Annotated in this window: 18 protein-coding genes and 2 pseudogenes; 3 read left to right on the forward strand and 17 right to left on the reverse strand. The window is 38.3% G+C overall.

Translation table 11 applies throughout. From position 1 onward, the window contains the following. Positions 1-576: 576 nt before the first annotated feature. From OZ002_RS02685 to uvrB, 11 genes and pseudogenes are all read right to left on the reverse strand, one after another. A complete protein-coding gene (locus tag OZ002_RS02685) occupies positions 577-855 on the reverse strand; it encodes a hypothetical protein (RefSeq protein ID WP_025476782.1) in 279 nt (92 codons plus the stop codon). A 36-nt stretch (positions 856-891) separates the two neighbouring features. Further along, positions 892-1,140 (reverse strand): annotated as a pseudogene (locus OZ002_RS02690) (hypothetical protein); the annotation flags it as partial. 470 nt (positions 1,141-1,610) lie between these two features. Further along, positions 1,611-2,285 (reverse strand): DUF443 family protein, encoded by a 675-nt coding sequence (locus tag OZ002_RS02695; protein WP_096573300.1) that lies wholly within the window; start codon positions 2,283-2,285, stop codon positions 1,611-1,613. A 186-nt stretch (positions 2,286-2,471) separates the two neighbouring features. After that, positions 2,472-3,122, reverse strand: coding sequence for a hypothetical protein (locus OZ002_RS02700; RefSeq protein ID WP_049142550.1), 651 nt, complete (start codon positions 3,120-3,122; stop codon positions 2,472-2,474). A 542-nt stretch (positions 3,123-3,664) separates the two neighbouring features. After that, positions 3,665-4,600 (reverse strand): DNA-binding protein WhiA, encoded by a 936-nt coding sequence (gene whiA / locus OZ002_RS02705; protein ID WP_002289698.1) that lies wholly within the window; start codon positions 4,598-4,600, stop codon positions 3,665-3,667. Positions 4,601-4,633: 33 nt separating this feature from the next. Next, positions 4,634-5,632 carry a gluconeogenesis factor YvcK family protein gene (locus tag OZ002_RS02710; RefSeq protein WP_002306471.1) on the reverse strand — a complete coding sequence of 333 codons (999 nt, stop codon included), beginning with the start codon at positions 5,630-5,632 and terminating at the stop codon, positions 4,634-4,636. Then, positions 5,629-6,513, reverse strand: a complete 885-nt coding sequence (gene rapZ, locus OZ002_RS02715; protein ID WP_002289695.1) for an RNase adapter RapZ — start codon at positions 6,511-6,513, stop codon at positions 5,629-5,631. The genes OZ002_RS02710 and rapZ overlap by 4 nt, the downstream gene beginning before the upstream one ends. 134 nt (positions 6,514-6,647) lie before the next feature. Continuing rightward, complete coding sequence (locus OZ002_RS02720; RefSeq protein ID WP_156248969.1) at positions 6,648-7,379, reverse strand: aspartate racemase; 732 nt, start codon at positions 7,377-7,379, stop codon at positions 6,648-6,650. Positions 7,380-7,382: 3 nt separating this feature from the next. Next, the gene (locus OZ002_RS02725) at positions 7,383-8,648 is read right to left on the reverse strand and encodes a D-aspartate ligase (RefSeq protein ID WP_002331455.1); all 1,266 of its coding nucleotides are present in this window, start codon (positions 8,646-8,648) and stop codon (positions 7,383-7,385) included. 262 nt (positions 8,649-8,910) lie between these two features. Beyond that, the gene (uvrA, locus tag OZ002_RS02730; protein ID WP_002331456.1) at positions 8,911-11,727 is read right to left on the reverse strand and encodes an excinuclease ABC subunit UvrA; all 2,817 of its coding nucleotides are present in this window, start codon (positions 11,725-11,727) and stop codon (positions 8,911-8,913) included. Positions 11,728-11,736: 9 nt separating this feature from the next. Next, positions 11,737-13,731 carry an excinuclease ABC subunit UvrB gene (gene uvrB / locus OZ002_RS02735; protein WP_325082844.1) on the reverse strand — a complete coding sequence of 665 codons (1,995 nt, stop codon included), beginning with the start codon at positions 13,729-13,731 and terminating at the stop codon, positions 11,737-11,739. Between the two features lie 258 nt (positions 13,732-13,989). Between uvrB and OZ002_RS02740 the strand changes: the two genes are divergently transcribed. Both OZ002_RS02740 and OZ002_RS02745 read left to right on the forward strand, forming a co-directional pair. Continuing rightward, a complete protein-coding gene (locus OZ002_RS02740; RefSeq protein ID WP_002331457.1) occupies positions 13,990-15,492 on the forward strand; it encodes an amino acid ABC transporter substrate-binding protein/permease in 1,503 nt (500 codons plus the stop codon). 1 nt (position 15,493) lies between these two features. After that, positions 15,494-16,231, forward strand: coding sequence for an amino acid ABC transporter ATP-binding protein (locus OZ002_RS02745; RefSeq protein WP_002292113.1), 738 nt, complete (start codon positions 15,494-15,496; stop codon positions 16,229-16,231). A gap of 44 nt (positions 16,232-16,275) precedes the next feature. On the opposite strand, the gene OZ002_RS02750 is transcribed toward OZ002_RS02745, so the two are convergent. Further along, positions 16,276-16,449, reverse strand: a complete 174-nt coding sequence (locus tag OZ002_RS02750; RefSeq protein WP_002296523.1) for a hypothetical protein — start codon at positions 16,447-16,449, stop codon at positions 16,276-16,278. Positions 16,450-16,460: 11 nt separating this feature from the next. Between OZ002_RS02750 and OZ002_RS02755 the strand changes: the two are divergent. Next, positions 16,461-17,089 (forward strand): annotated as a pseudogene (locus OZ002_RS02755) (PucR family transcriptional regulator). An 81-nt stretch (positions 17,090-17,170) separates the two neighbouring features. On the opposite strand, the gene dnaJ reads toward OZ002_RS02755, so the two are convergent. The 5 genes from dnaJ to hemW form a co-directional block, all read right to left on the reverse strand. After that, positions 17,171-18,337, reverse strand: a complete 1,167-nt coding sequence (dnaJ, locus tag OZ002_RS02760; protein WP_002289374.1) for a molecular chaperone DnaJ — start codon at positions 18,335-18,337, stop codon at positions 17,171-17,173. Positions 18,338-18,487: 150 nt separating this feature from the next. Then, positions 18,488-20,317, reverse strand: a complete 1,830-nt coding sequence (gene dnaK, locus OZ002_RS02765; protein ID WP_002292134.1) for a molecular chaperone DnaK — start codon at positions 20,315-20,317, stop codon at positions 18,488-18,490. A gap of 50 nt (positions 20,318-20,367) precedes the next feature. After that, positions 20,368-20,931 carry a nucleotide exchange factor GrpE gene (gene grpE, locus OZ002_RS02770; RefSeq protein ID WP_002296525.1) on the reverse strand — a complete coding sequence of 188 codons (564 nt, stop codon included), beginning with the start codon at positions 20,929-20,931 and terminating at the stop codon, positions 20,368-20,370. Between the two features lie 93 nt (positions 20,932-21,024). Further along, positions 21,025-22,068, reverse strand: a complete 1,044-nt coding sequence (gene hrcA, locus OZ002_RS02775; RefSeq protein ID WP_002289532.1) for a heat-inducible transcriptional repressor HrcA — start codon at positions 22,066-22,068, stop codon at positions 21,025-21,027. Positions 22,069-22,301: 233 nt separating this feature from the next. Beyond that, positions 22,302-23,468 (reverse strand): radical SAM family heme chaperone HemW, encoded by a 1,167-nt coding sequence (gene hemW / locus OZ002_RS02780; protein ID WP_325082845.1) that lies wholly within the window; start codon positions 23,466-23,468, stop codon positions 22,302-22,304. Position 23,469: the final 1 nt, after the last annotated feature.

Genomic DNA, 23,469 nt, shown 5'->3' on the forward strand with positions numbered 1-23,469 from the left:
AGAAATCGCTTACTTTTTTGAACTACGCAACAAAGGATACAATGCTCCTAACTTCACTGTCTCCATTTTTGTCCACTAAGGAATATAAAAAATAGGCATTAGTTCATTTAATTCGGTCACAACACATTACCTTTTAAATCATTATACTGTATCTCATACATTATTATCAATAAACTATTATAAAAATGCAAAAAATGCTTTATCAATCTATTTTGTAATTGGTCATAATATCATTGAAATCAACCCTGTATCGATTTTTCCTATGAATCTCGTCTCTTTGTGATTGACGAAAAAGAGGCAAGACAGACACTGGAATGGTAATTTTACCCACTATTTTGCTCCAACTATTTGTAATCGTACCCACTTTTGAAATACCAAGATGATCATTTTAATTGATATGCTGATTTCCAAGCAAAACCCCAAGAAATTAAATGCTCTATCGCATCTAGCTTCTTGGGTTTTGCTTATATAAATTCCAACATTTAAATTTTTTATGCTGTTCGGTCTCAGAAATGCCGTTTTTGCTTATATCACAATATCAAGATGTCAAATTATTCGTGTTGCCGATGACTTTGATTAATTTTTTTCAAATTGTTTATTAAGACTAATGCTGTCTTTTTGCAGATACCAATGTTCGAACTTTTTAACATTATCATATGATCCTGCAAGTTTTAACTTCTTACCATTAGATGTTATCAAAGTTATAATTAACCTTGCCTTTTTCCCATTAGGATCTTTTATTTTATGAATTTTCTGCAGGTAATCTCTCCTAATGGCAACTATTTTTACCTCATCAGTGCTGATAAACCATTGATCATCCACATACATACTGCCTGTTATGTTGTGTTTTTCCATTTCTTCCGAGAACGAAAAGTTTAAGGCTCGTTCTTGCTTCCAAAGTTGAATGAGTCCATGGATTGGACTTAGTGTGAGAATTGAGAACAACAATAAGAATCCATATCCTCCCGCAAACATCCCTAAGGCTATACTGTCTCTCCATCCATAAGTAGGATTAGAAGAGAAAAGAGTCACCGTTTGTAATAATATGAAAAGGAATAATCCAGCACAAACACCAAAGATAACAACTCCAAACATTGAATTTTTATACAATGACCATTTATTTATAGGCTTTTCTTTCATTTTACTTCCCCCTACTGTTCTGTTCACACGGAATGAATTCAAAGTTCATAAGCCCTCCTCTTTAACGGGCAATTAAAATGGCTTTTTCAAAGCGATTCAGATTCATTGGGTTGAACTATTACTCAATAATGACGAAGCCATTTTTCATAATCTGTATCAAATCTCCTCTTTGATCATATGAATACGACTTGCTAACTATACTTTAAACAAGCTTGTTTTAAGCGGTTACAGGCGGGTTGTAATCTCTATTCATCTCATTAGCAAATAACTTGCCGAAAAGTCTACTGAAATTAAAGCAGATAGTGGAAGAATTATTTAGCCAGGATAGACACTATTTGTGAAACACATGTCTTTACTTTTGAAATTCTATGATGAAAAGCCTTGGAATACAGTAGCTCTTAATTGGTAATACTTTTTCCATTATAAATAACCTCTTTTCATTTTATATTTATCCCCTCTAAAAATAATATCTAATCTAATATTTTAAACTTATATTTCCCTCGCTGTGCTAATAGAGCATTACTAAATAAATAGAAACTAGAAAAAAGCATTACGCCTGCCAGAATAAACCAATTATTTGAAACTATAAACGCCACCATAGAAGAAACAGAAAACAGTATAAGCATTATAAAAATTATCAACAACCTTGATCCTTCTTTTATAGATTCAGGAAACAGTATAATTTTAGTACTAGACAAATTGTTTACACCGATTAGTGTTAAAATATCTTTATTCTTCTTGCTAACATAACCCTTTATGCACAAAAGAACAGCTATACTTAAAGTAACAAATAAATAACGAATCTCAATAGAAAAATCACTATAAATACTCTCTAGGATAGGACCGACAATTGAAGAAGTCACTACCGCAAATGCTGGACCTATCCAAGCAACATTAGAATGTTCTTTCTCTCTTTTCCTTTGTAAATCTTTGTTGAGTATTAATCTATTTATTTCTTCTGCAGGCAAGTTAATTTTCATAACCTTATGGGGGATTATCCAATTGAAAATTGGAAAAAGGTAGCCTCCCCAAAAAGTATAGTGATCCGTGTCAATCAGATAATAACCTGATTTTGATTCCAGAATAACATATCTCAAAGCCGAACGAAAATTTTTCATGAATATCCATATTCTCACTGTTTCCACACCTAATTCCCCCAATTCCAATTAAATGGATTTATAGCATCACCAATTATGTTAACTGACTGACCAACCTCATTGATAAAATTGATGCCCCTATCCCATGTTTCAACAATGCTATATATCTATCAAACAAAAAATGGAAAACTAAATACTCGCGCACATAAATTTTACATTCTGTTTTTTATAAGACTAATAATAATCATTGAAAAAATTTCTTATCGGTGGCGCATATTCCCAATTGATTAATGTGATCCCATATTCTGCAAGTATTTTACGAGCTTCTTCTAAGTCATAGTGAGAAAAATGCATAAAACCTGCAATACGATCACGGACTGTGAGCTGTGGCTTGCTTTCACCATCATTCATAAAATATCCAGCAGAGCCACTACTTAAAGTGATTGTTACATCTTCACTTTCTATTATTAAGAATTCATAATGAAATGCTTTCAACTCTCCACTATTATTTAAAAGTTTTATACTCCAACTTCGTCTAGGTTGAGTTGTCACATTCCCTCTAAAACTTCCTATAAATTCTGCAATCACCGTATCTTCAATCAAAATTCTTTCCTCATTTATTTCATATTCAAGACTAAACGGAAATTCTCCATATGTAATCTCTGGCAATGGTGGTGCTGTAGTTCTCCAAATAAATACAATAACTGTGAATAGAAAAAATCCAACGATCGATATAAATGTTATGAGACCTGCTCGAAGTAAAACCCGATATAATAAAAATGCTGTATTTCGCTTTACTATATCTAGAAAAATAAAAAGTACTGCAATCATAATGATAGTAAAAGTTGTAAAAAAGCACACTTTTTGCCCTCCCTTTATAAACATCAATTCTCAAATTCTAAACCAAATCTTGATAGTTCAAGTTCAGGTATAACGTATACCAACCATACATCCCAATTACTATTTATGAACTTATGATTATCACTGAATAAATCACTCCATCCCCTTGTTAAAACTTCTACATTAATTACACCTGGTTGTTTTCGACTAGCTAATCCAATGAACTTATCAACCATCCTTATCCACCAACCACAAGAATCTTGACCAGAAGCAAGAAAAACAGTTCTCAAGGTTGATCGAGCAGTTCCTTCCAGTTTTTAATTAATCTCCAGTCATAGATAAATACTTGATCCTATCTATATCAGGACTTCTATATTAAGCAAAAGTTTATGTATAAAACTAAAATCTTCATTCAGTTGTCTCCCCGCTTTTTATACGATTGTATTAAAAAACAATAGAAGCCTTTCAAAATTATGTTACACCAGTAAAGTTGGAATTATAGTTTGACGGAAGAAAAGCAAGTATAGCTTTTAAAAAAAACTGATACATTCGCATCTCCTGCTTCATGTATCAGTTTTTTCTTTGGATTAAACTGCTTCTTCACGCAGTTTTTCCGCAAATTCATTTATTTTGCGAATTCGGTGATTAATTCCCGATTTTGATATTGCACCTGAGGGAATCATTTCCCCTAATTCTTTCAAGCTGACCTCTGGATGTTGAAGCCGAAGTTCTGCGATTTCCTGAAGTTTTTCAGGAAGGGCATGTAGACCGACCTTTGCTTCGATCAATTCGATGTTTTCGATTTGTTTAGAAGCCGCATCAATCGTCTTGTTCAGATTTGCTGTCTCACAATTGACTAGACGATTGACCGAATTTCTCATATCCCGTACGATTCGAACATCTTCAAATCGGAGCATTGAGTTGGTTGCACCAATCAATGTTAAGAAATCAGCAATTTTTTCTGCTCCTTTTAAATACGAAATATAGCCATTGCGCCGTTCAAGCGTTCGAGCATGTAGACCGTAATAATTTAACATATCGCAAATGTCTTGGTTATGCTGTTCATAAATAGAAAATATTTCCAAATGATAACGGCTCGTTTCCGGATTATTGACTGAACCTGAGGCCATAAAAGCACCACGTAAGTAAGAACGCATTTTTTGCGAATTTCCCATAATCTCGTCCGAAACGTGTCCATTGAACATCATACCATCCATGATATCAAGATCCATCAACACATCTTTTGTGCCTTGCTTCAACCGGACGATATAGACATTGTTCTTTTTTAATTTCATTTTTTTACGAACGAGTAGCTCACTTCGTACCTGATAATGATCTTTCAAAAGAGAATAGATACGTCTGGCAATTGCAGCATTTTCTGTTTGGACGTTCAAAATAAACTGCTGGTTCACAATACCTAAAGAGCCGTTCATTCGCAGCAAAGCAGCTAATTCCGCTTTCGCATGTTCTCGATGAACTTCCAAACCAGTTAGTTCTTTCTTCACATCTGCAGCAAATGACATCCTATTCTCCTCCTTTCTCCAACAATAAATTGCTTAATATTTTGAACCGAAAACTAAACGGAACAATTCTTCTACTACTTTGTCTCCATCGTGGAAGACACCACCATCTTTCAATTCTAAAAAGTCGGTGGAAATCACTCGACATCCTTCATTTCTCAATCCGTTGAAGTCGTGTGCGACTTGTACTAGATACTCATCATAGATCTCTGGGTCCATATAATCTTCAGGCACTTTTTCCGTATTGACCAATACTGTATCGATAAAAGGCTGATTCAAATGCTTGTGTAAAACACGTATATGATCGGCATCTGTGAAATGTTCCGTTTCCCCTTTTTGAGTCATGATATTACAGATATAGACGGTTTCAGCAGTTGTCTTGAGCATTGCTTCGCCGATTTCTGGTATCACTAAATTTGGAAGGATACTGGTGAATAAACTTCCGGGTCCCAAAACGACCATGTCGGCGTCCATAATTGCTGAAACGACTTTTCGAGCCGCTTTGGCTTCACTTTTATCATTTGTGTTGCAGACATACACACGGTCAATGGTTTTACGGTCGATCGCGATTTTAGATTCTCCTACTGCAGTCGTTCCGTCTTTAAAAACAGCATGCAAGGTCAAAGGAGTTTCTGAAGAAGGATAAACATGTCCATCTACATGCATCATTTTTGCTAATAATTGAATCGCCTCATAAGTGCTTCCCCGCATCTCGGAAACTGCGGCAATGATCAGATTACCGATCGTATGATTGGCTAAAAACTGATCTTCCTTTTTGAAACGGTATTGGAAAATATCTTCATAGAATTGTGGCATATCCGATAACGCCACTAAGACATTTCTCAAGTCACCAGGAGGAGCCATAGCGATCGATTCTCTGATTGCACCGCTGCTTCCACCATCATCTGCAACAGTCACTACTGCTGTGATATCTGCTCCTTGATTTCGTAAACTTTTCAGGATAACTGGCAGACCAGTGCCACCGCCGACCACTACGATCTTTGGTTTTCTTATCCGGTAGGTTTTCATTTTCACGACCGGTTCACCGTCTCTTTCCTTTTATCCTTGTCCCGATGTGTCACATTGACTTTATAGTTTTTCCCTAAAGCATTTGCCAAACGTTCAGTCAATGCCACAGAACGGTGTTGACCGCCTGTACAGCCGATTGCAACTGTCAAGCTGCTTTTTCCTTCTTTAATGTATCCAGGCAATACAGTTTCCAGAAGATCCAAAAATTTATGGTAGAATGATTGCGTTTCATCAAAGGACATCACATAATCATAGACTGGCTGATCTTTTCCGGTCAATGGTCTTAGTTCCGGGATATAATGAGGGTTGGGCAAAAAACGCACATCCATCACAATATCCGAATCGATCGGCAACCCGTATTTAAAACCAAATGATACAAATTCGATCCGAAATCCTTGGTCTCCCTTTGATTTGAATGACTCATTGATTTTTTCACGTAATTGTCGTGGCGTCAATGTTGTCGTATCAATGATCACGGAAGCTTGGGCTTTCAAGTCGTCTAGTATCGCCCGTTCTTTACGTATCCCTTCAGTGATCAAACCGTCCATCGCCATTGGATGTGCTCGTCTTGTTTCTTTGTAGCGAGCCACTAGTTCTTCGTCTGAAGCATCTAAAAATAAGATAGAAGTGTCGATGAAGTTCGTATTTTCGATTTCGATCAGCATGTTTTGGATTTCTTCAAAGAAGGAACGAGAACGCAAATCCACTCCTAAAGCCATTTTTGTGACTTTACCTGATTCTTTGATCAATTCCCAGAATTTTGGAATCAATCGAGGCGGCATATTATCGATACAAAAATAACCCATATCTTCAAAACTTTGGATAGCTACTGTTTTCCCTGCACCGCTCATACCTGTTATGATGACTAATTGCAAATTATCTGTCATATTTACGAACCCCTCTCACATTGTGCATAATAAAATTATATCATTCCGGGCGTATCATTACCAGTTTTCTTTTTCTTTTACAAAAAAATTTGGACCAAATATCTTTTAGGATATTTGCCCCAAATCTAATTTTTTTACTTTTCCGATGCTGTATCCAATGCCTCGCTTCTTTCAGCTAATGCACGTTCGATCGTTCGATCCGCTAAAATAGATTGAGCATCGATCACTGGGTAATGATTATCTTCAGCAAATTCATGCATCAAAGATAATTCTGTGCAACCTAGGATGACTTTTTCACAGTTTAGGCGCTCTACCGCTTCCTCTAAGATTTCGTAATAGAGCTCTTGATTCAAATAATCCGATTCCTTGATCTCATGATAGATCAGGTAATTGATTTTTTCTTGAAGCGCAGTATCAGGAATCACTGTTTCGAAACCAAGATTTTTGACTTCGCGTTCATAGATTCCAGCTTTCATACTTCCTTCTGTTCCTAGAATCGCTACTCTCCCTGTCGTATGCTGACGGACAAGTTCATTTGCTGTTTCTCTTGGCATATGCAGGATAGGAATATCCGTTGCCGCTTGTAATTCTTCAAAAAAGTAGTGTGCGGTGTTACAAGTCAACACAATGAAGTTTGGTCGCAATAAATTTTGTTTCTCAATATCATCCAGCAGAAACGGCATTGGATTTTCTTCTGATCGATCTAAAATATAAGCTGTACGATCAGGAACTGTTGCATGATTGAATAAGACATAATTCAAATATTCTTGATCTTTTGTAGCTTTCGTTCGGTGGTTGATCAAGCGAACAAAACTTTCTGTCGCCATCGTGCCCATTCCGCCTAAAATACTGAAAAAATTCTCCATGAACTAGCCTTCTTTCACATGAAAATACTTTTTGAATCTTGGAATATAGTTATGGAACATATATTTCATCAACAACCAGCGCTTAATTGACCGGTCTTTTTCATAAAATACAGTAGTACCGTAACGATTTTCTTTGATCATTTGCTCAGCTAGTTTTTTGTCTTCATTTTCCCTAGCATATTCTAAAAAGATTTTTTTGGGCACACCCATCCATAATCTTGCTTTATCTGATTGATTCGTTCCATAGGTCGTTTCAACAAAGGGTTTGTTGAACACTCGATCTTCTGTGACAAAACGAGCCAGATTCAAGCCGTTCAATGTCACAAAGAAACTGCTACGACCTTGTCTCAAATTGATTTCAAATAATTTATATTCTCCATCTCTAGGATCATACTTCATATCGAAATTGGCAAAGCCGGTATATTCGATTTTTTCCAAAAATGCTTTAATGGTTTGATAGATTTTTTCGTTATAATCTGGCATGATCACAACGTAATTACCAATCGATGCTGGTGTAGGATCTTCTAACAGTGGATGACCAAGACACATCATCCGAACTTGATGATCTTCATCTACATAAGCATTTAGCACACGCATATTACTATCATCACCCGGGATAAAATCTTGTACAATCATTTCACTAGTATAACCGGCTTCGTATATCCGGCCTAAAATTAAATCGAACTCTTCTCTAGTCTCTAAAATAAAAGCTTTTTTTCTTCCTTCAAATTGGACAGAAAGATACTCCACACTGTTTGCAGGTTTCAAAGCAACTGGGAATTCAAAAGGCAATTCCTGTTCCAAATGTCCATTTACTAACATTTCTTCTCTGACGATCAATGTTTTAGGATACGGAAGATCATATTCTTCACAAACTTCATAAAAGCTTACTTTATTGATCAGTCTTTCAAATAAAGAATAATCAATATATGGACAGATAAAATATTCTGACAGCTCTTGTTTATGTTGGGAGATCAATTCTGCATATCCATCACCACAAGCAATCAAAAGATATTTTTTACTCTTATCAGAATATCTTTCTTTTGCCAAACGAAGCATCGTCTCGATAAATACAGGGTCTTTATCAAATCCTGGAATAACTTCTACATTGACAATTTTACTGTAGCGGGTAGGGGCTAACTGATCCGAAGCATATGCTTGGCAGATTTTGCCGTATGCTTCATTAAAAGAACGTGCCATACCATAAACGTTCATGTCGCTTCCTAATAATATAGGGATAAATTCTTCATTTTCAATACTGTTCATCATTATCTCTCACTTACTCATAATCTCTTGTTTTTCTTTTCCAACTACACAAGGAATATCATACCATAAAGAAAAAAGCAATCAAAGGAAACTCCTCCGATTGCTCAATTCTTTTTTGAACGGATTGAACTTATAGGAAGTTTTTATCTATACCAATCAGTGTAGAAAGAACTACCATGTAATGATTCTAGAACACTGATATTAATAAAACAAGCAAAAATTCATTTTTTTATGTTTTTTTAACTATCTCAGCTATCTATCCTCTTTATACCATTATTTTTTTCAAATAGTGACCTGTATAACTTTCTTTTACGTTAATGATTTCTTCTGGTGTTCCAGTCGCAAGGATCGTTCCTCCACCTTCTCCACCTTCTGGTCCTAAATCAATGATATAATCTGCTGTTTTGATTACATCTAGATTGTGTTCAATCACTAAAACTGTATTACCAGCATCTACTAATCTTTGTAATACATGCAACAAGCGGGCGATGTCATCGCTATGAAGTCCTGTCGTTGGTTCATCTAGTATATAGAAATTCTTTCCATTAGAGATTTTGTGCAATTCACTGGCAAGTTTCATCCGTTGTGCCTCACCACCGGACAATGTCGTTGCTGGTTGCCCCATCGTCACATAACCTAAGCCAACATCAACAATCGTTTGCAGTTTGCGATGAATCTTTGGAATGTGCTTGAAGAATTCTACAGCATCTTCTACTGTCATTTCCAAAATATCAGCAATGCTTTTTCCTTTGTAATGCACTTCTAATGTTTCAGAGTTATATCGTTTGCCATGACATACTTCACAAGGAACATAGACATCAGGCAAAAAGTGCATTTCGATCTTAATAATTCCATCCCCGCGACAAGCTTCACAACGACCGCCTTTTACGTTGAAACTAAAACGCCCTTTCTTATAACCCCGCATTTTTGCCTCGTTCGTTTGAGCAAATAACCCACGGATATCATCAAATACACTTGTATAAGTCGCTGGATTACTTCTCGGCGTCCGGCCGATTGGGCTTTGATCGATATCGATGATCTTTTCGATACTTTCGTAGCCGGAAATTGTCTTGAATTTACCTGGCTTAGCAGAATTCTTATTTAATTTTTGCGCTAACGATTTCTTTAAGATACTATTGACCAATGTACTCTTTCCAGAACCAGACACACCTGTGACTGCTACAAATTCTCCTAATGGAAATTCAACACTAATATTTTTCAGATTGTTTTCTGAAGCACCAGTGATCTTGATTGCTTTCCCATTACCTTTACGGCGTTCTTTTGGTACAGGGATTGATTTTTTCCCTGAAAGATATTTCCCTGTCAAAGAATTTTCATCATTAGCTACTTCTTCAGGAGTGCCTGCAGCCACGATTTGTCCGCCTTGTTCTCCGGCCCCAGGTCCGACGTCAATCAGATAATCTGCTGCCCACATCGTATCTTCATCATGTTCGACTACAACGAGGGTGTTGCCAAGATCACGCATTTTCTTTAATGAGCCAATCAGTCGATCGTTGTCGCGTTGATGCAATCCGATCGATGGTTCATCTAAAATATACAAAACTCCAGAAAGATTCGATCCAATTTGTGTAGCCAATCTGATTCGCTGCGCTTCTCCCCCAGATAATGTTCCGGAAGCGCGACTCAAAGTTAGATAGTCTAGTCCCACATTTTCCAAGAATGAAAGTCTGTCATTTACTTCTTTTAAAATCGGTTTGGCAATTACTTTCTCTTGTTCAGATAACGTTAAGTTTGAGAAGAAATCTACTGCTTTTTGAATAGACAACTCATTTGTTTGCCCGATATTCGTTCCATTGATTTGAACAGATAGAGCTTGGGGATTCAATCGATAACCTTTACATGTCTGACAAGTTAATTCTGTCATATAAAGACGCATTTGCTCACGCGTGAAATCACTGTTCGTATCATGATAACGACGCTCGATATTCTTCAATACCCCTTCGAAAGTCGTTTCTACATCGCGAACGCCACCAAAATCATTTTCATAATGGAAATGGAAAAGATCATCTGTCCCATTCAAGATGATCTCCTGATGCTCTTCCGGTAATTCTTCGAATGGTGTATCTAAATCGATACCGAAACTTTCACAAGCCTGCGCTAACATTTGAGGATAATACTGAGAGCTGATTGGATTCCATGGAACGACAGCACCTTGACTAAGTGTCTTCGTTCTATCTGGAATCACTAAATCTTGATCAACTTCTAATTTGACACCTAAACCATCACAGTCTGGACAAGCTCCAAAAGGCGCATTGAATGAGAACAGTCTTGGTTCTAGTTCGCCAACAGTAAATCCGCAATAAGGACAGGCATAGTGTTCGCTAAACAACATTTCTTCTTCACCGATCACGTCAACCAGAGCATAGCCGTCTGCTAATCGCAGGGCCGCCTCTAAAGAATCAAATAGGCGAGAACGAATCCCTTCTTTCACAATGATCCGGTCGATGACGATCGCGATATCATGTTTTTTGTTTTTCTCCAGCTCAGGCACTTCACTTAAATCATAGATCTCACCATCGACTCGAACGCGGACGTATCCCTCTTTTTGGATTCGTTCGAATATTTTTTTATGTTGTCCTTTTTTCTTTACCACGATCGGTGCCAACACTTGGATCTTTGTGCGCTCAGGCAAAGCCATTACTTGATCTGCCATTTGATCTACTGATTGACTGGTAATCTCGATATGATCGTTGGGACAAATCGGATGTCCTACACGTGCAAACAACAAGCGTAAATAGTCATTGATTTCCGTCACAGTACCTACTGTCGACCGAGGATTTTTACTTGTTGTTTTCTGATCAATAGAAATCGCCGGACTCAATCCGTCGATGCTATCTACGTCCGGCTTATCCATTTGTCCTAAAAACTGACGAGCATAAGCAGAAAGGCTCTCTACGTATCTCCGCTGCCCTTCAGCGTACAGCGTATCAAATGCTAGGGAACTTTTTCCAGAACCGGACAAACCTGTAACGACCACGAATTTATCTCGTGGAATCGTTACATCTATATTTTTCAAGTTATGGGCACGTGCACCGTGAATCGTAATTTTATCGTTAGCCATGTTGTCCTCCTACTTTGAAGCTTGTAATTCTAAAATCATATCTCGCACATTAGCGGCTGTTTCAAAATCCAATGCTTTCGCCGCATCTTTCATTTCTTTTTCTAATTTCATCAATAACGTATCTTTTTCTTCTTTCGTCATTTCTTCATACGAGACTTGTACCGCTTCTTTTGTATCATCTTCCGATTCTTTCGTAATAGAAATCAAATCTCGGATTTCTTTAATGATCGTTTTTGGAACGATCCCATGTTCTTCATTGTACTTCTGCTGAATCGTACGGCGTCTTGATGTTTCATCCATCGCTAGACGCATAGAATCTGTTACTTTGTCTGCGTACATGATTACTTTACCTTCTTCATTCCGAGCAGCTCGTCCAATCGTTTGGACTAAGGAACGTTCACTACGTAAAAAGCCTTCTTTATCCGCATCCAAGATAGCAACAAGGGAAACTTCAGGTACGTCTAATCCTTCACGAAGCAAATTGATTCCAACTAACACATCAAATTCACCTAATCGAAGATCTCGAATGATTTCTGTTCGTTCCAGCGTTTTGATATCACTATGCAAATATTTGACTTTGATCCCTAATTCTTTGAAATAATCTGTGAGGTCTTCTGCCATTTTTTTCGTCAATGTCGTTACAAACACCCGCTGGTCTTTTTCGACTCGTTCATTTATTTCGCCTACTAAATCATCGATTTGTCCCATGATTGGACGGACTTCGATCACTGGGTCAAGCAGCCCTGTCGGACGGATGATTTGTTGGATAACGGTATCTGTTTGTTCATGTTCATATGGTCCTGGCGTCGCAGAGACATAAATGATCTGATTGACATGTTTTTCAAACTCTTCTAACCGAAGTGGCCGATTGTCTAAAGCAGATGGCAAACGAAAACCGTAATCTACTAGCATCTGTTTTCTCGCTCGGTCACCATTATACATTCCTCTGATTTGAGGCATGGTTACGTGCGATTCGTCCGCCACGATCAAAAAATCTTCAGGAAAGAAATCCAATAGCGTATAAGGCGGTTCACCTTCTTTACGTCCGTCCATATGCCGAGAATAATTTTCAATTCCCGACGTGTAGCCCATTTCTAACATCATTTCAATATCGTAATTGGTTCGCTGTTCTAAACGTTGAGCTTCCAGAAGTTTGTTTTCATTTCGCAAGACAGTTAAACGCTGTTCTAATTCCGCTTTGATATTCGCTACGGCATGCTCCATATGTTCATCGTTCGTCACAAAGTGAGTCGCCGGGAAGATTGCTACGTGTTCCGTTTCTCCTAAAACTTCACCTGTCAGTGCATTGACTTCTCGGATACGTTCGACCTCATCTCCAAAAAACTCCACACGTAAGGCACGTTCATCTCTTGAAGCCGGAAAAATCTCCACGACATCACCGCGCACTCGAAAACGACCGCGCTGAAAATCTATATCATTTCTTTCGAATTGGATACTGACTAAGTCACGAATCAGCTGATTGCGATCTAGTTCTGCTCCCTGTCGAATTGAAACTACTTGTTTTTGGTACTCAAAAGGCGAGCCTAATCCAAAAATACATGAAACGGATGCAATGACGATCACATCATTTCTTTCTAATAATGAACTAGTAGCCGAATGTCGTAATTTGTCGATCTCATCATTTACACTTGAATCTTTTTCGATATACGTATCGCTTGAAGGCACATAAGCTTCAGGCTGATAATAATCATAATAAGAAACAAAATATTCAACAGCATTGTTAGGGAAAAATTCCTTGAATTCCCCGTACAGCTGACCAGCCAATGTTTTGTTATGGGCAATAATCAGTGTTGGTTTATTCACTTTCTCAATAAGATTGGAAATCGTATATGTTTTCCCTGTTCCAGTCGCACCTAATAAGATTTGTGCTTTTTTCCCGCCGACTACGCCATCCACTAATTGGTTAATCGCTTCAGGCTGATCACCAGCCGGTTGGTATTTCGAGACAAGCTCAAAGTGTCGGGAGGTATCTCTCTCAATCATTCTTCGTCCTCCTTTTCATTCATTCCTTTTCATTTTACGACCAATAAAAAGAAAAGGAAAGCAAAGGCATTCCTTACTAAAAAATTATACCACACCGAACATACTTTCGCTACTTTTTTATCTTATTATACATGTTACGTTTTATAACATAAAATGTTAGAAACTCGCATTTTTTTCATTTTTTCGAGCTTACAGTCTTGTCTGATTCAGCACTTTTCGCCTATAATAATAAAATATTGGAAATTTAGGAGGTTGATTATGAAAAGAAAGCATTTATTTCACTCATTTGTTTTCTTAATGACAGGACTTGTGACACTTGCGTTTGGTCATGTTGCACAAGCTGACAACACTACAACGGCAGAGTCAAGCACAAGCGAGACAATGCAAAAAATAGAGCCCAAAAAAGACGTATACGTAATTGCCAGTGACTCTGCTTTTGCTCCATTTGAATTTCAAAACGCAAAGGGCGAGTACGAAGGCATCGATGTAAAATTGATGGAAAACATCGCCAAACTGCAAGGATTTAACATCCGAATGGACTACCGTGGTTTCTCTGCTGCTTTGCAAGCTTTGGAATCAGGACAAGCAGACGGAATGATTGCCGGAATGACTGTAACAGATGAACGAAAGAAAAGCTATGATTTTTCTGATTCTTACTTTGATAGCGGGATCCAATTAGCTGTCAAAAAAGGAGATACTTCGATCAAGTCTTATGAAGATTTGAAAGGAAAAACAGTCGGAGCAAAAGTTGGTACCGAAAGTGCTGAATTTTTAAGCGACCATGAATCTGAATATGGCTATTCTATCAAATATTTTGATGCTGCTGATCAATTGTACGACGGGTTAAAAGTTGGCGCAATCGATGCAATGATGGATGATTATCCGGTAATCGGTTATGCGATCAAACAAGGACAAGAATTGGAAACACCGATCAAAAAAGAATCTGGCGGAAAATATGCATTTGCCGTTAAAAAAGGACAAAATCCTGAGCTTCTTAATATGTTCAATGAAGGATTGAAAGAATTAAAAAGAACAGGCGAATACGATAAGATTATTAAAGAATATGTAGCGGATGGTTCAGAAACTTCCAGTGAGTCTTCCACTGCTGATGAATCAACATTTCTTGGACTTATCCAAAACAACTATCAAGCATTGTTGAAAGGACTTTGGAGAACAATTCTCCTAACTTTGATCTCCTTTGCTTTGGCTATAGTAATCGGTGTGATTTTTGGATTATTCAGTGTAGCACCAATACGCGCTCTTCGCACACTTGCTAGTATTTATGTCGATATCATCCGAGGAATTCCAATGATGGTTCTTGCGTTCTTTATTTTCTTTGGGTTGCCTGGTATCGTTGGATTTACGATTCCTGACTTCCTTGCTGGTGTTATCACCTTGACTCTTAACGCAAGTGCTTATATCGCAGAGATTGTTCGAGGCGGGATCAACGCCGTTCCTGTCGGACAAATGGAAGCTTCCAGAAGTTTAGGTCTTTCTTATAATCGGACAATGCAAAAAATCATTTTGCCGCAAGCGATACGCATCATGATCCCATCATTCGTCAATCAGTTCGTTATCTCATTAAAAGACACAACGATCATTTCCGCAATCGGTGTAGTCGAATTGCTGCAAACTGGTAAGATCATTGTTGCACGTACAACACAAAGTACGTATGTTTACTTGATCATTGCGATCATGTACTTGATTTTGATCACAGCATTGACAAAATTAGCAAAAGTTTTAGAAAAGAAGGTGAAGTAAGATGGCAGAAAAAATCTTAGTTGAGCATTTAGTCAAAAAATACGGCGATAACACAGTATTAAACGACATCAATGTATCCATCAACGAAGGAGATGTCGTCTGTATCATTGGCCCTTCAGGTTCAGGAAAAAGTACATTCTTGCGTTGCTTGAATCGTTTAGAAGAACCTTCTGACGGTGAAATTATTATTGACGGCGCCCACTTGATGGATAAAAGCACAGATATCAACTTGGTGAGACAACATATCGGAATGGTATTCCAACACTTTAACCTATTCCCTCATCTTTCTATTTTGGAAAACATCATTTTAGCACCGATGGACCTGAAGAAAGAATCTAGAGAAGAAGCAGAGAAAAAAGCAATCAAATTACTGCAGACAGTTGGTCTAGAAGATAAAAAAGATATGTATCCTGAAATGCTTTCTGGTGGACAAAAACAGCGTGTGGCTATTGCTCGTGCTCTAGCGATGAACCCTGACATCATGCTTTTTGATGAGCCTACTTCTGCACTCGATCCTGAAATGGTCGGTGATGTCTTGAACGTCATGAAAAAGTTAGCAGAACAAGGTATGACGATGGTTATCGTTACGCACGAAATGGGGTTCGCTAAAGAAGTGGCCAATCGCGTCATGTTCATTGACGACGGAAACTTTTTAGAAGACGGAACGCCTCAACAAATCTTTGAAAATCCGCAAAATGAACGGACAAAAGATTTCTTGAATAAAGTATTAAATATTTAATAAAAACCAAAAATGCACGGTCGCCATGAAGAGACCGTGTATTTTTATCTTCTTATTTTCTCACCTAATCGTATCAGCCGCATCGCTTGTTTTCCTGCACAAACAAGCAATCGCTCTACCTGTTCCATCGCATAAGAAAGTACCATCGGTTCATTGATGATATCAAGTACATAGTCGATACCACCCTCACTTAATTGAGCTTGATTTTTCTTCTCCATATTATGTAGTTGTGGGACAACTTTCTGACAACCAGCAATTGTGTCAAGAACGGATCAATCCTTTATTGGAGTTGCTCGAAAGGATCTTCTCTTATTACGGACAGGCTTTGTTCACTGTACATAGACAACAAATCATTATCCTAGTCAATCGGATTTCCAGAGCCTCATTGCTATCATTGCTTGATAAAATCCAGACAAAGTTTAATAAAATGTATCAGTTACAGCTAAACTTTGGAATTGGGTCGCTTTGTTATACAGAGCAAGAGACACCGCAATCTTTCCTTCATGCCCAACACGCTGTGAACGGATAACTTTCCATCAATCTGTGAACGAGATCCGCTTTTTTGAAGATTTAGACCTCGGGATCATTTTACCAGCAATCCCGTCAGATCAACGAACATTATATGTAAAACGTATTTTGAAAAGCCCGACAGAAGAAGAAGTACATTTGTTCAAGAAGACTTTGGCATGCTTCAGTAAAAATAACGGAAGCATCAAAAATTGCTCAGAAGAATTATTTATTCATAAAAACACCTTGCAATATCGATTGAACAAGTTCCATTCTCTCACTGGTTATACCCCTAGAAACTATGACGATTATCATATTCTAAAGCTGGCTTTTTTGTTGGTACAAACATGACAACTACAAAAAAACCAGGCGAACATATGATTGTTCGTCTGGTTTTTAATTATTAATGACTTAGCGTTTTTACTAGAAAAACTACTTCCGCTTTTTCCCGCCAAAAGCATCTTTAAACTTATCGAAGAAACCGTCTTCTTGCTGTTCTTCAACTTTGATGCCGCCAGCTTCAGCGAATGCACGTAATGCTTCTCTTTGTTGTTCATTTAGATTTTTCGGTGTGATCAGTTTTACTTTGACATGTTGGTCGCCTGTTGCACCACCACGTAACTTCGGAGCGCCTTTTCCACGTAAACGGAAGTTCGTACCTGTCTGTGTTCCAGCAGGGATCTTCAATTTCACATCTCCATGGACAGTTGGTACTTGGACTTCATCCCCCAAAGCTGCTTGTACAAAACTTAAAGGCAATTCATAGTAAATTTCAGAACCTTCACGATCAAAGATATCACTTTCTTCTACACGGAAGACCACATACAAATCACCAAATGGTCCGCCGTTTTCTCCAGCTTCTCCTTGACCAGCTAAACGCATTTGTTGTCCTTCTTCTACACCAGCTGGTACATTCACTTTAACTGAATGTGCTTTCTTCTCATGTCCTGAGCCATGACAGGTTGGACAAGGTTCTTTGATTTCTTTCCCTGTCCCATGACAAACATCACAAGTTTGACGGCTCATCACTCGTCCAAGTGGTGTTTGGCGTTCTACATTGATCGTACCTGCACCATGACATTTATGACAAGTAGTTGGTTGTGTGCCTGGTTTTGCACCGTTCCCACCACAAGTATGACAGATTTCTTCCCGATTATACTTGATTTCTTTTTCTACACCAAAAATCGCTTCTTCAAAAGACAAGTCGACCGTATATTGCAAATCAGCACCTTGACGAGGCGCATTTGGATCGACTGACCGACCGCCTCCTCCAAAGAAAGAGTCGAAGATATCTTCAAAACCACCGAAGCCGCCACCAGAGAAGCCGCCGAATCCACCAAATCCGCCACCAGCTCCACCAGCACCGTAATTTGGATCTGTGCCTGCATGCCCGTATTGGTCATATGCAGCGCGTTTTTGCGGGTCACTTAAAATCTCATATGCTTCTGATACTTCTTTGAATTTTTCTTCCGCATCAGGTTCTTTATTGATGTCAGGATGGTATTTTTTCGAAAGCTTACGATAAGCTTTCTTTATTTCATCTTCTGATGCTCCTTTTGAGAGCCCTAAGACTTCATAATAATCACGTTTTGTTGCCATAGGCTTTCCTCCTATTGGTTCTCATCATTTTCACGTCGCTTGTTATCATATCATATTTTGTTTGAAACAAAAACCGATACTTCAAACTATTTTTCAAAAGAAAAAGCCAAAGTAGCAACTTTGGCCTTCTCTCGAAATTCAGTGAACTGATTATTTATCGTCGCCATCGACTTCTTCAAAATCAGCATCAACGACATCATCTGCTCCGCCTTGAGCTGCTTCTGGGTTTTCTTGAGCTTGTTGTTGTGCCGCTTGTTCGTATAGTTTAACAGTCAAGTTTTGAACGATTTCGTTCAATGCATCGCGTTTAGTTTTCATTTCTTCGATGTTGTTTGCTTCAACAGCGGCTTTCAATTCATCGCGAGCTGTTTCTGCTTTTTTCACTTCTTCTTCGTCCACTTTGCCTTCTAATTCTTTCAATGTTTTGTCCACAGAAAATAGCAATGCATCTACATCATTACGTAGGTCAACTTCCTCTTTACGAGCTTTATCTGCTTCTGCATTTGCTTCTGCATCTTTTACCATACGTTCGATTTCTTCGTCTGTTAGACCTGAAGAAGATTTGATCGTGATTTTTTGTTCTTTTTGTGTACCTAGATCTTTCGCAGATACATTTACAATCCCGTTTTTATCAATATCGAATGTTACTTCGATTTGTGGAATACCACGAGGAGCTGCTGGAATATCTGTCAATTGGAATCTTCCTAGAGTTTTGTTGTCAGCAGCCATTGGGCGTTCACCTTGTAATACATGGATGTCTACTGCTGGTTGATTATCTGCCGCAGTTGAGAATACTTGTGATTTACTTGTTGGAATCGTTGTATTGCGGTCAATCAATTTAGTGAACACTCCACCCATTGTTTCGATACCTAATGACAATGGTGTAACGTCAAGTAAAACAACATCTTTCACATCACCAGTGATCACGCCACCTTGGATAGCAGCACCCATAGCAACTACTTCATCAGGGTTAACTGATTTGTTTGGTTCTTTTCCTGTTTCTTTACGTACTGCTTCTACAACTGCAGGGATACGAGTAGATCCACCGACTAAAATAACTTCGTCGATTTCTGATTGTGATAGACCTGCATCTTTTAGCGCTTGACGTACTGGTACTTTTGTACGTTCTACTAAGTCAGCTGTTAATTCATCAAATTTTGCACGTGTCAATGTCATTTCCAAATGCAATGGTCCAGATTCTCCTGCTGTGATAAATGGCAAGCTGATTTGTGTGCTTGATACGCCAGATAAATCTTTTTTCGCTTTTTCAGCAGCGTCTTTCAAGCGTTGTAAAGCCATTTTGTCTTGAGACAAGTCAATGCTGTTTTCTTTTTTGAATTCTGCTACCATGTAGTCGATGATTTTGTTATCAAAGTCGTCCCCACCTAGATGGTTGTCGCCAGCTGTTGACAATACATCAAAGACACCGTCTCCTAGTTCAAGGATAGATACGTCAAAAGTACCGCCACCAAGGTCGAATACTAAGATTTTTTCGTCGCGATCTGTTTTATCTAAACCATAGGCAAGAGCAGCTGCAGTTGGTTCATTGACGATGCGTTCTACTTCTAGACCAGCGATCTTACCAGCATCTTTTGTTGCTTGACGTTGTGCATCATTAAAGTAAGCTGGCACAGTGATAACTGCTTTTTCGACTTTTTCACCTAAATAGTCTTCTGCGAATCCTTTGATATATTGAAGGATCATTGCTGAGATTTCTTGTGGTGTATATGATTTACCTTCTACATCTACTTTGTAACCTGCTTCACCGATATGGCGTTTGATTGATGAAATCGTATTTGGGTTTGTCACAGCTTGACGTTTTGCAACTTCCCCTACTTGGATTTCTCCATTTTTGAATGATACAACAGAAGGTGTTGTACGGTTTCCTTCTGGGTTAGCGATGATTTTTGCTTCGTTTCCTTCCAATACTGCTACTGCAGAGTTAGTCGTACCTAAGTCAATACCGATAATTTTACTCATAATTAACGTCTCCTTCTTTAATTGAAAGTGTAAGTTTTATATCCGCACAATTATTGTGCAACAATGACCATAGTTGGTCTTAACACGCGATCATGTAATTTGTAGCCTTCTTGTAGTACTTCTACAATCGTATCGGCTGGTGTATCTTCAGTCGCTGGAACAGTTTGTACTGCTTGATGAAGATTAGGATCAAAGGCTTCTCCTTTAGCAGGGATTTTTTCAATTCCTTCTTCTTCCAGTGCGTTACGCAAACTTTCCAAGACCATTTCCACGCCTTTTTTCAAACCTGCCCCTTGATCATCTGACACTTCTGTGGCTAATGCACGTTCCAGGTTGTCAATTGATGGAAGTAATTTTTTGGCTAAATCTTGTGAACGGTATTTTTGTAATTGCTCACGCTCATTTTTTCCTCGATTTGCCATATTTGCGATTTCAGCACGAGCCCGCAAGTATTTATCTTCCATTTCTTCTAACTCAGCTTTTAATTTCGCTGTTTCGAATTCTTCCGCTTCAGCTTCTGAAATACCCGAATCTTCTGCAGCTTCGACATCGATTTCCGGTTCTGGCTGAGCATCTGTCATTTCTTTATCTAGTTCTTCTTGATTTTCTTTCACGATACAGTCTTCCTTTCATTATTCAGTCAGCTGTTTGATTGCTCTTACTAAGAAAGAGAGAACGATCAGCTGCAAATAGCTTCGTTATTCACATTACGAGTTTGACAAGTCAAGCGAACGGTAGTAATCAGCAAGTTTAGCTGCTAGTTCTCTTCGATAAACATCGACTAGACCGAACATCCGAGAATAAGGCATACTAGTAGGCCCTAACAAGGCTATTGTACCTCTTCCATGACCATCTATCTCGTAACTTGCTTGAATCATACTCATATTCTGCAATAAATCATTGCCTAATTCAGCACCAATCTTGATATGAATATTGCTATCCATCGGAGTGATCATTTGTGTAAGTCCGTCTGAGTCTTTCATAAAAGAAAACATCGATTTGAACTGATCAAGATCTTGACGGGGCTCATAATCCAAGAGATTCATTTGTCCACTGACATAAACCTTATCTTCAAAAACATGACCAAGAACGGTGTCAAATAACTGAGACATCCCTTCTGTCGTTTGGAAATATTTATGAAGAATCATCGGAATCTCCGTACGAAGTTTATGGTACACCGTCATCAGAGGATCTCCGACTAGACGGTCGTTTACAATCTGTACCATTTTTTCTAGTTCCTGACTTCCCATATATTCGGGAAGAGTGAAGACTTGGCTTTCTACATTCCCCATATCTGTTACGACGATAGCAATAATCTGTCGATTATTCAAGGGTACGATACGAAAGCCAGTCAGTCGGCGGTCTTTTATTTCAGGTCCCAATGAAAAAGTCGTATAGCTTGTCAGCTCAGATAATATCTCAGCAGATTGCTTAATAATCTCATTGATTTCATGAAATTCTCTGCCTAGAGACTGACGAATCAGCAGCAAATCATCTTCTGCTACGCGAGCAGGTTTTAACAAATGATCCACGTAATAACGATAGCCTAAAGCAGATGGAATCCGCCCAGAAGAAGAGTGAGTCTTCAACAGCAATCCTTCATCTTCTAATGCTTTCATATCATTGCGAATCGTTGCTGAGCTGGCCTTGACTCCCTCAGACATCAATGTTTTGGAACCAACGGGCACGCCACTACTCGTATAGTGTTGGATGATCAGACGTAAAATGTCGTTTTGTCGCTTTGTTAACATCTTCCTCACCTCTCATTAGCACTCATATATTCTAAGTGCTAATCCACTTATAAATATAGCAAGAAGCCCTTCTCCTGTCAAGAGAAAGACTCCATTTTTTAGCACTCTAAACACAAGAGTGCTAATTCTAAATAATTGATGTAAATCCAGTTATATCAACGTTTCAATAGTCCTTTATTGTATTTTTGAACTTTTTTTATTTAAATTCAGATAAAAAACAAATATTCTTTAAACTATTTTTCAAACAAAAAGCGCTCAAACACATTGTTCCCCAAAAAGGTCCCTCTTGGTGTCAAATAAACACGGTCTTCTTCATTAACAAGTAACCCTTCTTGCTCTAATTCCCTTAGCACATCACCGTACACCGATTCAATTGTTTTTTGATAGCGATCATAGAAATGTTTTTTAGTAATCCCTGTTTTTTTTCTTAGTCCTAAGAACATTTCTTCTTCTATTTGATTTTTTCGTGTCAATTTTTCTTCTTCCAATACCGGGCGTTCATTTGCTCGTAATGGGCGTAAATAGTGTTGGATTGGTCCTTTGTTGCGGTAACGAATATCTCCAAGATAACCGCTAGCACCAGCTCCAAACCCAAAATAGCGGTCATTGTTCCAGTACATGAGGTTATGTTGAGATTCATGTCCGGAGAGCCCAAAGTTACTTATTTCATATTGGTGACGTCCATGCTTTTCCATTGCTTCAATCGTCTCTTCAAACATTCTGGTTTCCGTTTCCTGATCAGGCAGTTCGAGTCTACCTTGTCGTACCCAGTTCATGAACATTGTTTTGTTTTCAAGGATCAATGAGTACAAAGAATAATGAGGCAGATCCAAAGCCAAAGCTTTTTCCAAAGTATCCCGATATCCTTCTAGTGTTTGTCCCGGTAATGCATAAATCAAATCGATGCTTACATTGGTAAAATTTTCTGCTTCTAAAAATTGCATTGTTTGATACACATCTTCTGCAGTATGTTTACGTCCAATTTTTTTCAATAAGCGATTGTCAAATGTCTGCACTCCCATGGATAAACGATTGACGCCATAGTTTTTCATCACTTGAAGTTTTTCACGGGTCAAATCACCAGGATTCGCTTCTACAGTAAACTCATTACCATTTTGAAAAGGCAGGATCTCTCTAGCACCTGATAATAGTCGATCAAGTTGTTTAGCAGATAAAGAAGTTGGTGTTCCGCCTCCTACATAAAGTGTTTCCAAATTCGCTGTAGGATGACTTTCCAGCATTATTTTCATTTCATTCAGCAGCATTTCCACATACTCATCTACTGGCTGCCCTTCTAAAAAAACTTTATTAAAGTCACAGTAATAGCAGATATGCTCGCAAAATGGGATATGAATGTACGCAGAAACCTTGTTTTCTGCGGGATTTATTGTTTCTATCATT

Origin of the sequence: Enterococcus sp. E4-150 (assembly GCF_035726465.1) — a bacterium.
GTDB classification, from domain to species: domain Bacteria; phylum Bacillota; class Bacilli; order Lactobacillales; family Enterococcaceae; genus Enterococcus_B; species Enterococcus_B faecium.